Raw genomic sequence first — 15,148 nt, forward strand, 5'->3', positions numbered from 1 at the left:
GGGTGTTATTCACTAGATGTCGAAATAGTGGCATTGAATCGCTTTTTAACGAATGATGGCGGTTATGAAAGCGATGCTGCGTGTCTGTGGCAGTAAGTCCAGCTCGTAAGCAAGGGATGCTCCGCAAGCAAGGAGGCTCAGATGTGGGCTGATGTCGATACAAAAAACGATTTTCTGAATTACTCAGAAGTGGCCGATCTTGTTGTGGACGTCATCCGTGATCCGTCCATGCGTCCGGTTACCGTAGGCGTGTTCGGTTCCTGGGGTACCGGGAAGTCCACGCTGCTCAATCTGATCGAGCATGGACTGAACCCTCCTCAGGGAGCGTCTGAATTCGTCGTCGTTCGTTTTGACGCCTGGTTGTATCAGGGCTTCGATGACTCCCGCGCCGCGCTGATGGAGGTCATCGCCTCCACCCTTATCGACGCTGCCAAAGAAACCAGCTTTCTACCTGAAGCGAAGAAGCTTTTTGCGCGGGCCAACAAAATGCGAATGCTTGGTCTCATGGTCGAAGGTGGAGCGCTTGCTTTGGGTATGCCTGCTTTCGGTTTTGGTGCGAAAGGGGTGGAAGCTCTGGGGAAGCTCTTTTCCGGTGAAGCGGATCATGACTCGTTAGGAACTCTCAAAGATGAAGGTGGTAAAGCGAAGGACAGCTTTACCGGGCTGCTTGGCCCAGAAAAGCAGCAAACTCCCCCCCAACAGATCGAGGCGTTCCGAAAGGAGTTTTCAGATGTCCTCATTGGTCTCGACAAAACGTTGGTCGTTTTTGTCGACAACTTAGATCGCTGCTTGCCCAAGCAGACGATCCATACCTTGGAGGCTTTGCGTCTATTCCTCTTCATGAACCATACGGCTTTTGTCGTGGCGGCAGATGAGGAGATGGTTCGCCATTCGGTCAGTGAGCATTTCAAAGATCCTGGTGATCGTCATGTGACTGATTACTTGGATAAACTTATTCAAGTGCCTGTTCGTGTGCCAAGGTTGGGCGTTCAGGAGGTTCGGGCGTACCTATTCATGCTGTTTGCCTCGGCCGGTAACAAGGTCCCTGGCGAGCACATCGAGGCCTTGAGAGTCGGGCTTGAAGATAACTTGCGCAAGGCATGGAGAGACGAGCCCATCAGCACAGAGAGGGCCTTAGAGTTGCTGGGCTCTAATGTGCCTGTGGAAGTTGCCGAAGCTTTTCCGATTGCTGATCGAATTGCGCCAATGCTCGCAAGCTCCAGCTCCGTGTTGGGTAACCCCAGAATCGTGAAGCGTATGCTCAACGTCGTTCGAATGAGGGTACGGGTAGCAGCACTGCGTGAAATGCCTGTAAACGAGGCCCTAATCGCCAAGGTAGCTCTTTTTGAGCGTTGCATGGAGGAGAAAGCGGTCGCCCATCTTTACTCGATGATAAATAGTGCTGCCGGCGGCAAACCTGAAGTGTTGGCCGAACTGGAGGGACTACTGGAAGACCCCGTGAAATTTACGGAGGCTTGTCCGGATTTATGGACCAAAGTAGACCTCGTGCGAGATTGGATCAGGCTCGAACCGCAGCTTTCGACTGTAGACCTTCGTCCGGTCGTTTATCTGAGCAGGGAAACCACTCCCTTACGGGTATTGCGCGCAGGTCTTTCTGCTGATGCGGCTGAAGCGCTTGCTGTGCTCAAACGGACGTCCAACACCTCGTCACCTTCTGCAAAAGCTGCTCTACAAACCATATCCGGTGGTGAGCACGCGGCCGTCATGACCCAGTTAATTGAATCGATGCGGTCGCATTCTGAGTGGACAAGCAAGCCAGTCGGCTTCGACGGTGCGCAGTTGCTTGCCGAGAAGTCACCCGAAGCCGGTGCGCTGCTATCGGACTTCATTCACACCGTAATGCCGGACAAAATTCGGCCTTGGCTCAGCAGCAAGCTTAAGGGCGCGAGCTGGTACAAGGAGCGGGAGAAGAAGTAATGGGAACCTCTACGTCAAGCAAAGGGCCTGGGGGTAATTCTCCATTTGTGCCTGGGTGGGTGGACACCGATGGGCAGCAGGTACCCGAGGCTCCTCCGCAGCGATTTAAAGACTTCCGCACAAATCTGGGGAGATTCGTCTCGACAGGAGACGGCGATTACCTTCGCTCTGCGATAAGCAGCTATGCAGGCGGTGCAACCGGTGGCAGTGGCATTGGACCTGCCCGGTTTGGCTCCATGGCCGGAGCCGGTGGAGCCTTATTTGGTGCGATGGCCACATTGAGGGAAGGGCATTCCCCTCTGGGGCTGGATCTCGCTGCGTTGAACGGCCAGGACACGGACATTGCTATCGACATGATCGTGCAGGCGCTTGCCACTGAGGACGGCGATTCTGATCGCGTTCGGGTTGCGATGAACGAGGCGCTTTCGGAATGCCTAGAGGGTTACCAAGAGTTTGATTTCGCGAGCATCACTGACGAGATGCTTGTACAGATGATGCTGGTGTACGTCACCAAATGCGTGTTTGGACAAGTGGTGCTCGATTCGAACGATGCGTTCGCAAAAGCTGAATCACCTGGCCAAGTCGAGCAGGCCGAGAAGGAACTGTACTCTCTCGTTGAATCGGTGACCGACAAGCACATGCGTCCCTTGTTGGGAGGCAGTCTGAAAGCGCTCTCCAGCACACAAATTGAAAAGATTCAGATAGCCGCCATCCGCGAAGTGTGGAGTGAATGGGAGGCATACCAAGAGTGACAGACCTCATTTTCCATCACGAAGCTGATCAGCTTCGCTCGCAAACGGCTAATGAAATTCCCGTACTGATGTACGGCAGTCGCCCACCGGCGCGGGGCACTTGCTCTATAGGGGGGCCGGTTCGCGCCGCAGTGAGGCGTTTGGGGGCTCCGGTCAGTAGAACCGGGTTCGATTTGTTGACCATAGCCATGGCCGTAACAGCCGCAGATACTTTTGTTGATAAAGCAGAAGCTGATGATGGTTGGGCCCGGGACCTTCGCTTATTCATCCCCATCGCTGATCCTCAACTTTGGCAGCCCGCGATACCGCTTTTACAGAAGGCTCTGCATTTCTTAAGCGGCGATCTTTGGGAGATCATCCTATTGCCTGATGGACCCAGACAGCTCACGTCTCAGAACCGTGGTCGCATCACCGTTATGGCCGGCCACGATTGCGTCAGTTTGTTCTCGGGGGGGATGGATAGCGGCATTGGAGCGTTGAATTTATTAGCAGAGGACAGGCGCCCATTGTTGATAAGTCATGCATATCGAGGTGACTCGGAAAAGCAAATCATGGTTCGGGATCATCTACCGGTGGAGGTCTCAAGATTCGCTGCGGTGGCAAATCCGGTGTCCTTGACTGGGAGAAAAACCGATGTGCAGATGCGCACTCGAAGCTTCAATTTCCTCGCCTATGGTGCACTGGTTGGGGCCACACTCGCGCAGCTACGAGTCACTGGCACACCAGTAGAACTTTTCGTTCCCGAGAACGGGCTCATTGCGCTGAACCCTCCAATGACTGCTCGACGCATTGGCGCGTTGAGTACTAGGACGACGCACCCACATTTTTTGGGCCTATTCCAAAAAATCCTGGATACGGTCGGCCTGCCTGTACGAGTCGAGAATCCGTACGCGCTTCAGACGAAGGGAGAGATGCTTTCTGGGTGCTTAGATCAAGCGAGCTTGAGGGTCCTGGCATCGGAAACGGTATCGTGTGGTAAGTGGAAACGGACACACCAGCAGTGTGGTAAGTGCGTCCCGTGCGTCATCCGACGCGCCTCGTTCCACGCTGCCGGAATGACGGACGGCACCGCGTACCATGCCAGAGGAGCGGATCTGACTTCAGTAGTTCGGGATGCGAATGCCAGAGATGATTTGATGGCCATGATCCTGGCGGCCCGCAGATTGCCTGCAGAAGATGTCGCGAAATGGGTGCGTCAATCCGGCCCGCTTCCACTCCACCGCCAGTCTCGTGATTATTTAGTAGATGTGGCCAGCAGAGGCATGGGAGAGGTTAGAAACTACCTATGGTCTCTTGGTTTGCTCTGAAGGGAGCTGTAATCTTGAGGTGCCATATCAGAAATTTTCTGGCCGTTCCCTAATCGCTTCCAGACCAATAGGGCGGTGAGCCGATAATAGTACCGGGTAGCTTCGGAACGTTCCTCCAAGCAATGAGTGAGAAACCAGCACACATGTTTGAGTTGCCAGGTCCACGGATTGTCTCGCTTCCATCGCTGTTGAATGGCCGCTTGCATGATTCGGGCTTGCCGCATGTGGCGTTGCTGGGTGGCCTTCGAGCCGGTCAGTACGCCGCTCAGAAACAGCGCCATATCGAAGTGCTTGGTCATGCCCGACCTCCAATGTAGGCCGAAACCACATCGATCCGGTTATGCCCGAGTTCAAGGCTGATCTGTTGCCGCGCCTGTTGATCAAGGTCGCGGTCAATGTGGTAGCAGTGGCCACCATTGACCGGTGCAGTGTGGCCCGTGAGCTGCTCGTAACGTTCGCAGGCGTAGGCCGCTCGCAGTTCATGGAAACCCTTCAGCCCGTGTTCATGCAGCGTTTCGCGGGCGGGGAGTACGGTCTGTTGCAGGAACACGGCGTAGCTTTCGTCTCGGGCCAGCAAGTTGCGGCTGCGGGGCGGCGACGCATGACGAGCCAACTGCAGCGCCGCCCTCACCGCTTCATTGGCCACGATCCATCGCGGCGCTGAAGCCCCTGAGCGGCCGCCTTTGGTGCCGTCCTGGATGTTGATGCGGCCTAAGTGTTCGGCTTCGCGGTGCAAACGTGGCAGGTCAGCCAGGATCGCTTCGCGCAAGCGCATGCCGGTTGCTCGGGCCAACAGGACAATCGCGGCCACCCGCTCGTGTTGCTGTTCGCCAAGCGCCTCGAGTACTCGCCGCAGCTGTTGGTGGTCTTGGCCATCCGGCGCGCGGGTGCGTACGCTCGAGCGCTGCCGTCCTAACGCCTGGCTCGGACTGGCGATCCTCACGTCCTGATCACCGCGCAGCGCGGCGAGGGTGCGGTTAACGCTACTCAGGCGGTTCTGCGCAGTCGCGATGCAGAGTTCGCCTTGCTGGATCTGCTGGCGCAGGTAAGCAGCGTAGTCTTGCAGCGTCTGTCGATCGATCTGGCGTGCATCGTTGTAACCGGGGCCATTCTCTGACCGACACCAACGCACGAACGCTTGCCAGCGGTCACTGTGCGCTTTGACCGTGGCGAAGTGGCCGCCGGCAAACAGATCCTTGAGCGCTTGTGGGCCGGCGTAGCTCAGCTGACGACCATAGCCAAAGTTGCGACCCTCACGCCGACCGGCCAGTGCCATCGTCATCACCGTTTTCGTTGGTTTGCAGAAAGAGCAGCAGGGCTTTCCAGTGGAGGCTGAGCCGGTCCAGCTGCTGCCAGTGTGTCGGGCGGATCAGGAGGGCATTTTTGTAGTGCAGCAGCAGTGCCCCTTCCTCACGCAGTTGTTCCATCAGCAGGACGAGGTAGGCAGGATCAAGTGGTGGTGTGGCGACAGCGGCGACAGTGGCGACAACCCGCGTCGTTTCTGGCCTGGGGCGTGGCGACAGGGTGGCGACAGAAGCGGCGACACGTCGCGATTCTGGCGGCGGTTGATGTTGCGCTTGGTAGCGGCGCACCGCGTCATTGAGGCGGAACATGACGGACCTCGAAGGTTCTTCCATCGCGGCTGCTCAGCCAGCGATGAGTGATCAACTCGACGAATAAAGAGGCGGTATGGTCAGCACTTTTTCGGGCAAAACGAGGACCGTTACGATTGACGTCGCGGACGGTGAAGTGGGTCCAGCCTTTCTGCACCAGCCAGCGCAGCAGCCGATCCGATTCCTCGCGTCGGCTATTGACCGGTTCCTGTTCGGTCAGGCGCTGAATCTCGGCCAGGTAGTAATCCATCAGCGTGGAGGCACGCTGGATGTGTGCTTCCTCCAACATACTGGCCTCTTCAACCATGGCCAACACGCCCGCGATACGCAGTACATTCGCCGCGGCCTTGCTCGCGACAGGCTGGACGCCGGCAAGCTCGCCGAACTCGCCAGACTGGCACTCGATGGTGTCGTGAATATCAATCCAGGCACGACGGGCACGGGGAGTCAGCTCCAGCGTGGCGGGATTGAGTGAGCCATCCTGGTGAAGCGACCAGGGCTGTTGCAGCAGGGCGGTGATCTGCTGTTGGTAGCGCTGGACTTTGGGATCTCGGGTCAGGTCGATTGCCTTGTAGAGCCGCTGGCCGGCCAGGCGCTCGGGCCAACTGATCAGGCAACGGCCCAGGATGCCTTGGCCATTGATCACCGGATCTTTGAAAATCTGGTTGGCCAGGTAGGGCTGCAGCATCAGATGCAGGCTGAGGCGGCGATCATAGGCCCGAAGGCTTTCTCCGGCCATGGAGCGGGCCCTGTCGATCGGGCTGCCATCCCACAGCATCGACAAGGTGGTGATTGCCTTGAGCAGATTCTCTTTGCTCATGGTGCTGCTGCCCAAGAATTGGCCACCTTCATCATTGAACAAACCCATGCTGGGTAAGCCATGGCACAGGCTTTTGACCAGGGCCTCGATAGTGGGCTCGGCAATGATCAGTCTCGGCGGTACCGGCTCGGACAGCTCACCGTCTTTCGACTCAGCGCGATCCGTTGAGGTTTTGGGCTTGGCCATGATGCTGGTAGCGGCGCGATAGGCTTTGAGCTTTTCCGCATACAGGGTCCACTGCTGTCGTTCCCAGTCGCGCGCCGCCTTCAGTGCCAGGTGATCCACTGCGCTTTTGCGATCACCCGAGGACGCCACCGTCAGTAGGTAGAGGGACAGCGGATAGGTTCGGCCATCGAGTTGGGCATTGGCATGGCCCTGGCTCACCAGGGCAGCGCTGGCAAGCACCGATTGTGCAGCCATGGCGCTGGGCACGCCGATCACCTCGGCCAGTCGTTCGACCGCAGGGCCCAACAGGTCCCCGAGTGCTTCGACCGGGTAGGGCAGTGGCGCCTGCTGGTATTCCAGCAATGGTTGTGGTGGCTCGAACGCTTCGCACAGTTGCATCGCTATTCTCCTGAGATTATCGACTTCGTCCTCACTCATCCCGCCACGGTTGTTGAGTGTTATCAGGGATCAAGGCCCCTGCGACCTGTGAGGGTTGTCCACTGACGCGGGACTGGCGGCTCTTTACGACCGGGAGCTTGGGCATCTCATGATCTGGCCTCCTGAACACTTCCGAAGACGTGGGCGGGTGGAGGCTGCGCTGGCTGACGAGACCAATGCCGCGAGATCCAGAGTCGGGTGAAGGCAGTGATGCGATGACCGGGGCATGCCTGACTGTCAGTCAGGTGCAGTCCATTCCTTGGGCTGCGGCACCATCATCGGCATCGCTGTGGCGAGTGAGCATTCGGTGTTTGTCACGCCGATTGTCACGAGGTGGAAAGCCGCAAAGCCCCATGCGAGCCGGGCTGCAGCAGTGTGAGATGCGCCCGTCTCTTTCGAGAGAAAGAGACGGGCGCAAGGTTGGCGCAAGAAATGGCCAAGCGGATAAGTTGCTGCAGGACAGCTGGGTAGGGGGATGAGTTGCCGCAGTAGGCACTCTGCTAGAAGTAGGCATCCATCACATGGGTAGTGACCGTACGAGCTGCCGGACGCTAATCGCACTTGGGGGTGAACCACCACGGTGTGGCGTAGACTCAAAGGTTCTGGCTACCTGGGTGCTGTCGAGGACAGCGCTTGTAAGGCTCTGGTGTAACGCTCGTTCTGCTCGCGGTCAACAGCATTTTGGGGGCACTGTTGCGCCAATCGGTAGCGCTGGAAGACCTTGGAGGCCGGTGGTTTTCCATGGTCGGGTGGTCGTTCGTCGGGTTTTAATGTGAGCCCATGCAGGTGGGAATGCGGAGCCTTCCCGCCTGCATGGGCTTGGCCGAAAAAGCTCCAAGAGCGAGGATTGCAACGGCGACAGTCGCCACTTTTGTCGCCATGCTGCAGGCCAGGCATTACACGGGTTGTCGCCGGTGTCGCCACTGTCGCCAAATCAACCATCACTCCATCCGGGAGTCATTCTCGGTTACCGGCAGCGTCCGGTGAGCGCTCACCGTATCGGCACGACGTTGTGGTCCCTGGTTTGATTGATCGCAGATGCCGACAGGCTGCCGGTGGCCGCCTTCTGGATATACTCACTCCACCAGGCCATCATCGGACGCCGGCGTTCGATGTAGTCCGCCCGGTTGTAGGCACTACGGACTTCATCCTTGTCGACATGCGCCAGTGCGACTTCGATGAGCTCCGGATCCCACCCATGCTCGTTCAGGATGGTGCTGGCCATGGAGCGCATGCCGTGGCTGACCAAGCGGTCCTGAAAGCCCATGCGTTTCAACGCCATGTTGGCGGTCTGGCTATTAGCGTGGGTACGCGGGTTTCTATCTGCCGGGAACACGTATTCTCTGTGGCCGCTATGGGTCTTGAGTGTCTCCAGTAACGCGAGTGCCTGTTCAGTCAGCGGAATGGTATGCGGGCGACGCTTTTTCATGCGCTCTGGTGGGATGGTCCAAATGCGTTTGTCGAAATCGATGTCTGCCCACCGAGTGGTGGCTGCCTCGACAGGGCGGGTCATCGTGTGCAACTGCCATTCGATCAGACAGCGCGTGACTCGCTTGATGCTGGCATTCGCGATTTCCATCATGAGCTCCGGAAGCTCGTCAGGTCGTAGCGCGGCCATGTTCTCTTTCCTGGGTTTTTTGAACACCGCCCGAATGCCACTGAGGGGGTTCGCAAAGATCAGTCCTGAATTGACCCCATAGGTCATGATTTCGTTGAGCCGTTGGCTCAGTCGCTTCACTGTCTCGAGACTGCCTTTGGCCTCAATCGGGCGAAGCAGTTCGATGACCATCGGTGCGGTAATTTTTGAGAGCGGCGTTGTTTTCAGGTCTGGAAATACGTGCAGCGTGAGCGATCGCCAAATGTCTTCGGCGTACGCCGGCGTGACGGAGTCCTTCTTCAGCTCGAACCAGGCGGTGGCCACGTTCTCGAACGTATGTTCCGTCTCCGCTCGTTTGGCTTCGTCCTGTGCATTGCGTTGCACCTTGGGATCAATACCTTGTGCAAGCAGCTCGCGCGCTTCCACCACTTTTTTCCTGGCGTTCGCTAGTGAGAGTTCTGGGTACGTGCCCAGCCCCATATTGATACGGTTTTTGGTTACCGGCTCGCGGTAGTTGAAGTTCCACAGCATCGAGCCATTGCTCCTGACTCGGAGCTGAAGGCCATCACCATCGCTGAGGACGTAATCCTTGTCTTTTGCCTTGACTGCCTTGAGCTGGCGGTCGGAGAGGCGAAGGGCTAGAGCAGGCATGAGAGCTACCTCTGACACCATTTTGGTATTCCAAAAAATAGCACCAGATGGCTTGGAATACCATTTGGAATACCAAAATTGCTAGAACTCCAAAAAGCTCTAGAGATCTCTATAGCCGCTAAACCCCTGTATTTACTGGATTTCAGGCACAAAAAAAGACGTCCTTGGACGTCTTTAGTTGATCAAGTGGTGGAGCCGGGGGGATTTGAACCCCCGTCCGCCAGTACTCTGCTGTCGGTACTACATGCGTAGCCGTTTCTATTAAGTTAACCCTCAGCGACCCGAAGGGCAGGGTGCTTTGGGCGAGTTGTGTAAGTTTTAGCCGCTTCGTCCACAACGTACTGCACGGCGATTCTGTTCTATATGACAATCACTTTGGGTTTACAGACATCCCCTGGTGATTGCTGGACCCGAAGGTACCAGGAGGGAAGGGCTAAGGCTGCTTACGCAGCGAGAGCGTATTCCCCGTAGGTTTCGTCATTGGCAACTATAGAAAGTTGCAACAGTGGATTTACGAGTTCTGTTACCAACTCGGCATGCACCTAAAGGTTCGCAACCGGCGTCGAATCCTAAACGGCCCCGTGCTTGTTGCTCGATGTGATCGTGAGCGACAAGCCTGCGCAGTGTACGTCAAACGGTCACAGAAGGCCAACCCGAAAGGTTGGCCTTGAGCGGTTGGCGGGTTATGGGTTGCCGCCTTTGTCCAGGTTCTGCAGGTCTTGCAGGGCTTTGGAGGTGATCTCGATACACTTCTTCTCATCACCGGCCGCGTGGGCTGCTTTGGCTTGGGAGACGGCCGTGTCGATCTCGCCGCTTTTGCCACTGGTGTCCGTGGCGAGCAGTGCTTTGCCGTTGTTGATTTTATCCAGGTTGATCTGGCACAGATCTGCTTCGTTGCCTGCGGCAAACACGGGGGAGGCCAGCATCGCAGCGGTAACGAATACACCAGCCAGTACGGAACGCTTCATGGGTATCTCCTTGTGCAAAGAGGTCTCGATGCTGCGCGGTACGTGCGGGCAGCCGGCGAGGTCATGGGTCGGCCCCGGTTGCCCGGGGCTTAAGCAAGTGACTACGCCAGTTCGCAGGGGTTCGTTTTTATTGCGCGGGCCTGGGTCACCCGATCAACCAGGTAGACCAGGCCGTGGTAATCAATCCCACCATGCTGGGTCAGACCGATCTCACAGGTGCGGCTGGTGGAGATGCCTTCGCTGCAGTACTGCACGGCGTCCTTGAGGGAGCGCAGGGAGTGGGCGTTGAGTTCCGGCGTGGTGAAGCCTTTGTCGCCGGCAAACCCGCAGCAGTGAATGCCTTCGGGGATTACCACGTTGTTGCTGCAACGCCGGGCCAGGTCGATCAGGGCCTGGCTTTCGCCCAGGTGTTGGGTGCTGCAGGTCACATGCACGGCAATCGGTGCATCCTGGGGGGTGAAGTCCAGGCGGTCCATCAGGTGGGTGCGGATAAACCGCACCGGGTCGTAGAGGTCCAGGCGCGTTTGCCCCAGGTCCTGGACCAGGCGCAGGGTGCAGGGGCTGGTGTCGCAGTAGATCGGGTCGAGACCGCCACGGCTGGCGTGGAGCAGGGCGCCGATCAGTTCCTGGCGTTTGTGTTCGGCCTGTTCGGCGTAGCCTTTGGAGGCGAAGGGCTGGCCGCAGCAGAGGCTGTCCGGGTTGTCCGGGATGACCACCTGGTAACCGGCTTTTTCCAGCAGGCCGCGGGTTTTGTCGTACAGCGACATTTGCTCTTTGTCCCCGGCCGCCGGCCCCATTGCCCGCGATACACAGGCCGCGAGGTAGACCACCCGTGGGCGTTCATCGTTGACGGCGGGGCTGAAGCGGATGGCTTTTTCCGGCTGTGGCATGGCGCTGGTCCACTGCGGGATTTGCCCCTTGGACAGCTTGGTCATGGAGGCCGAAAGTTTCGCCAGGCGTGGCGCGCCCAGTAGCATGCGGGCGCCGTTGGCCACATGCAGGGTGAAGCGTGCGCCTTGCAGTGCGGTGGAGAAATGGCTGGCCAGCCACTCGGCGGTTTTCGTACTGCCTGCTTCACGGCTGCGCAGTTTTTTCACCAGGTCGCCGGTATTGATGCCTACCGGGCAGCGCTGGGCGCACAGCCCGGTGGCGGCACAGGTGTCGATGCCTTGATAGTGATACGCCGCTTCCAGCTCGGTGGTGTCGATGCCGGCGCGTTTGCGCGCCTGGATATCACGCCAGATCACGATGCGTTGGCGCGGGCTCAGGGTCAGGCCCTTGGAGGGGCATACCGGCTCGCAGAAACCGCACTCGATGCACTTATCCACAATCTCATCGGCGGCGGGCAGGGGCTTGAGGTTTTTAAGGTGGATTTGCGGATCTTCGCTGAGCACCACGTCCGGGTTGAGAATGCCGTTGGGATCGAGCAGGCGCTTGAGTTGCCACATCAACTGATAGGCATCGCTGCCCCATTCCAGTTCGACGAAGGGCGCCATATTGCGCCCGGTGCCGTGCTCGGCTTTCAGCGAGCCGCCGAACTCCACGGCCACCAGTTGTGCCACGTCATCCATGAACGCTTGATAGCGTGTGACTTCTTCGGCGCTGTTGAAGCCTTGGGTGAACACAAAGTGCAGATTGCCTTCCAGGGCGTGTCCGAAAAGGATGGCTTCGTCGTAGTGATGTTTGTCGAACAGCTCGATCAAACGGTTCACACCAATGGCCAGTTGCTCCACCGGGAAGGTCACGTCTTCGATGATTACCGTGGTGCCGGTCTTGCGTACGGCGCCGACGGCGGGGAAGGTGTCCTTGCGGATCGCCCACAGGCGTGCGTTTTCCAACGGGTCTTCGGTGAAGTCGACTTGCTTCTCGACCGGGAAGTCGGCCAGCGAGGCCATGATCAGCGCCAGTTGCTCATGCAGCAATGTGGACGAGGCGGCGCGGGATTCGATCAATAGCGCGCAGGCACTTTCCGATAGTTGTTGTACGAAAGCGGGCATGCCGGGTTTGTCCTGCACCGAGCGCATGCTGCGTCGGTCCAGCAGCTCAACCGCTGACACCGGCTGGGTTTTCAGCACGGTTACGGCGTTGCAGCAGGTTTCTACATCCGGGAATACGATCAGCGCCGAAGCTTTGCTCGGGTGATCAATGACGGTGTCGTAGGTCACTGCGCTGATAAAGCCCAGGGTGCCTTCGGAACCCACCAGCAGATGGCTGAGGATATCCAGTGGCTCGTCGAAATCCACCAGGGCATTGAGTGACAGCCCGGTGGTGTTTTTCAGACGGTATTTATGGCGAATTTTTGCCGCCAATTCAGGATTGGCCCGGGTCTCGCGGCCCAGGGTGGCCAGGCGCTCAAGCAACTGGCTGTGTTGTTGGCGGAACGCCGCGACGCTGGTGGCGTCCTCGGTATCGAGGCGGCTACCGTCGGCCAGCACCAGGCGAATCCCGGCCAGGGTGTGGTAGGTGTTCTGGGCGGTGCCGCAGCACATGCCGCTGGCATTGTTGGCGACAATCCCACCGATCTTGCAGGCGTTGATTGACGCTGGATCCGGACCGATCTTACGCCCGAACGGCGCAAGCCAGGCGTTGGCCTGGGCCCCAATGACGCCGGGCTGCAGGCGGATTTGCGTACCCTGGCCACGAATCTCACGCCCGTTCCAGTTATCGCCGAGCACAATCAGCACTGAATCGCTGATGGCCTGGCCGGAGAGGCTGGTGCCGGCTGCGCGAAAGGTCACTGGTACGCGGTCACGTTGCGCCAGTTGCAGCAACTCGACCACTTCATCTTCCGATTCGACGCGCACCACCAGTTGTGGGATCAGTCGGTAAAAACTGGCGTCGGTGCCGAAAGCCAGGGTGGAAAGAGGATCGTCGAAGCGTCGATCTTTCGGGATCAGTCGTGCGACGGCATCCAGGAACGCGATGGGCAGACTCATGGGGCCTCCAGGGTCAGCAGCACCCAGTCTGGGGAGCCTTGGCGCCACGGTCCTGCAGACTGGGTTGTGAATAGCTGACGCCGCAAAGCGGTTGCGGCGTCGGTTCTTACGGTATTGCCTGTGGTCTTAATGCACCAGCATGCCGGTGAACCAGTACGCCTGGGCGTAGGTGATCAGGCCGACAATCGTGGCGAAAAACAGGCTGTGCTTGAGGGTAAAGCGGAACAGGTCGGATTCCTTGCCGACCAGGCCGGTCGCGGCACAGGCCACGGCGATCGACTGTGGCGAGATCATCTTGCCGGTTACGCCGCCGCTGGTGTTTGCCGCTACCAGCAGGGTGTCGCTGACGCCGATCTGGTGTGCGGTGGTGGCTTGCAGGGAGCTGAACAGGGCGTTGGACGAGGTATCGGAACCCGTGAGGAACACACCCAGCCAGCCGAGGAACGGCGAGAAGAACGGGAATGCCGCGCCGGTGCCGGCCAACACCAGAGCCATGGTCGAAGACATCCCGGAGTAGTTGGTCACGAATGCGAACGCCAGCACCATGCCGATGGACAGGATCGGCCAGCGCAACTCGTAGAAGGTCTCTTTCAAAGTGGTCAGACCAGTTTTGAAATTGATCTTCAGCACCAGCATGGAGATCAGTGCGGAGAAGAAAATCGCCGTGCCGGTGGCGGAAATCGGGTCCAGCTTGAACACCGCTGGAATGGCCGTCGCGTTGGTGACGATGGGTGCAACCTTGATCACCATCTGGTCCAGGTGCGGAATCGCAAAATTGAACACCCAGCTGTACATCGAGCCGCCGGCGGCGAACATTGCCTTGAACGGCTTGAGGGTCCAGATGGTCACCAGCACGGTCAGGATCAGGAACGGCGACCAGGCTTTGAAAATCTCCATCAGGCTGTAAGGCGAAGCCACGGAAGTGCGCGGCTGGCCGAAACCGCCGACGCTGCCGGTAACCGAAACGCTGGAGGTGGCGCCAGCAATCTGTGCGCCCGCTGTACGCTTGGGCTGCCAGACTTTCAGGAACAGGGTCAGGGAGATCAGGCTGGCCAGGGCCGAGGTGATATCCGGCAGTTCCGGGCCGATGAAGTTGGAGGTGAAGTACTGGGTGATGGCAAAGCTCAAGCCGGCCACCAGTGCCGCAGGCCAGGTTTCCTTGACGCCGCGCAGGCCGTCCATCATGAACACCAGCCAGAACGGCACGAACAGCGACAGCAGCGGCAGCTGGCGGCCGGTCATGGCGCCGATCTTGAAGGCGTCGATGCCGGTGACCTGGCCGGCCACGATGATCGGGATCCCCAGGGCGCCGAACGCCACTGGCGCGGTGTTGGCAATCAGGCACAGGCCGGCGGCGTACAGTGGGTTGAACCCCAGGCCGACCAGCAGCGCGGCCGTAATCGCCACGGGTGCGCCGAAACCGGCGGCACCTTCCAGGAATGCGCCGAAGCAGAAGCCGATCAGCAGCACTTGCAGGCGCTGGTCATCGGTAATCGACAGCACCGAGCTGCGGATCACTTCGAACTGGCCACTCTTGACCGTCAGTTTGTAGAGGAATACCGCGGCGACGATGATCCAGGCGATTGGCCACAGGCCGTAGGCAAAGCCATAGCCGGCAGCGGCGAATGCCATATCGACCGGCATCTGGAAGGCAAATATCGCCACCAGGATCGACAGCGCCAGGGTGATGCTCCCGGCAACATGGCCTTTAAGGCGAAACACCGCCAGGGCCAGGAAGAAAAATATGATCGGGATAACGGCGGCCAGTGCGGACAGGCCAAGGCTGCCGAGTGGGCTGTAGAGCTGTTGCCAGGTTTGCATATGGGGTGGCCCCTAATTGTTGTTGGTCATGCATGCTCAGCTGATTTGGATAATTGGTAAGACCAATTTACAATCGCTGTGGGCTAGGTTAAGAGCCTTCGGGGTGGCGTGTCAATTTGCCGCTTGAGAAACTTTGGTCGTA

At 58.5% G+C, this 15,148-nt stretch carries 11 protein-coding genes and 1 other RNA gene; 3 read left to right on the forward strand and 9 right to left on the reverse strand.

Annotated features, from left to right (window positions below; genetic code table 11):
- The first annotated feature begins 141 nt into the window (after positions 1-141).
- From JFT44_RS18085 to qatC, 3 genes are all read left to right on the forward strand, one after another.
- Complete coding sequence (locus JFT44_RS18085; protein ID WP_198830999.1) at positions 142-1,938, forward strand: P-loop NTPase fold protein; 1,797 nt, start codon at positions 142-144, stop codon at positions 1,936-1,938.
- A 236-nt stretch (positions 1,939-2,174) separates the two neighbouring features.
- Complete coding sequence (locus tag JFT44_RS18090; protein WP_198799046.1) at positions 2,175-2,690, forward strand: hypothetical protein; 516 nt, start codon at positions 2,175-2,177, stop codon at positions 2,688-2,690.
- Positions 2,691-2,866: 176 nt separating this feature from the next.
- Complete coding sequence (gene qatC, locus JFT44_RS18095; protein ID WP_233098386.1) at positions 2,867-3,997, forward strand: Qat anti-phage system QueC-like protein QatC; 1,131 nt, start codon at positions 2,867-2,869, stop codon at positions 3,995-3,997.
- On the opposite strand, the gene JFT44_RS18100 is transcribed toward qatC, so the two are convergent.
- From JFT44_RS18100 to JFT44_RS18140, 9 genes are all read right to left on the reverse strand, one after another.
- Complete coding sequence (locus JFT44_RS18100; protein ID WP_198799048.1) at positions 3,970-4,296, reverse strand: hypothetical protein; 327 nt, start codon at positions 4,294-4,296, stop codon at positions 3,970-3,972. The genes qatC and JFT44_RS18100 overlap by 28 nt on opposite strands.
- Entirely contained in the window at positions 4,293-5,273 is a 981-nt protein-coding gene (locus JFT44_RS18105) for an integrase domain-containing protein (protein WP_198799053.1), read from the reverse strand. The genes JFT44_RS18100 and JFT44_RS18105 overlap by 4 nt, the downstream gene beginning before the upstream one ends.
- Entirely contained in the window at positions 5,251-5,610 is a 360-nt protein-coding gene (locus JFT44_RS18110) for a hypothetical protein (RefSeq protein ID WP_070413333.1), read from the reverse strand. The genes JFT44_RS18105 and JFT44_RS18110 overlap by 23 nt, the downstream gene beginning before the upstream one ends.
- Entirely contained in the window at positions 5,594-6,994 is a 1,401-nt protein-coding gene (locus JFT44_RS18115; protein ID WP_198799049.1) for a YfjI family protein, read from the reverse strand. The genes JFT44_RS18110 and JFT44_RS18115 overlap by 17 nt, the downstream gene beginning before the upstream one ends.
- 1,030 nt (positions 6,995-8,024) lie before the next feature.
- On the reverse strand, positions 8,025-9,281 hold the full coding sequence (locus JFT44_RS18120) for an integrase domain-containing protein (protein WP_070413367.1): 1,257 nt from the start codon (positions 9,279-9,281) through the stop codon (positions 8,025-8,027).
- A 187-nt stretch (positions 9,282-9,468) separates the two neighbouring features.
- Positions 9,469-9,862: a transfer-messenger RNA gene (gene ssrA / locus JFT44_RS18125) on the reverse strand.
- A gap of 102 nt (positions 9,863-9,964) precedes the next feature.
- Positions 9,965-10,249 (reverse strand): hypothetical protein, encoded by a 285-nt coding sequence (locus JFT44_RS18130; RefSeq protein ID WP_057440183.1) that lies wholly within the window; start codon positions 10,247-10,249, stop codon positions 9,965-9,967.
- A 101-nt stretch (positions 10,250-10,350) separates the two neighbouring features.
- Positions 10,351-13,185: an FAD-binding and (Fe-S)-binding domain-containing protein gene (locus JFT44_RS18135; protein ID WP_198831001.1), complete on the reverse strand. Its 2,835-nt coding sequence runs from the start codon at positions 13,183-13,185 to the stop codon at positions 10,351-10,353.
- A 126-nt stretch (positions 13,186-13,311) separates the two neighbouring features.
- The gene (locus JFT44_RS18140; protein WP_057440181.1) at positions 13,312-15,006 is read right to left on the reverse strand and encodes a lactate permease LctP family transporter; all 1,695 of its coding nucleotides are present in this window, start codon (positions 15,004-15,006) and stop codon (positions 13,312-13,314) included.
- Between the last annotated feature and the right edge of the window lie 142 nt (positions 15,007-15,148).

It is taken from the genome of Pseudomonas sp. MF5691 (assembly GCF_016405645.1).
GTDB classification, from domain to species: Bacteria; Pseudomonadota; Gammaproteobacteria; order Pseudomonadales; family Pseudomonadaceae; genus Aquipseudomonas; species Aquipseudomonas shahriarae.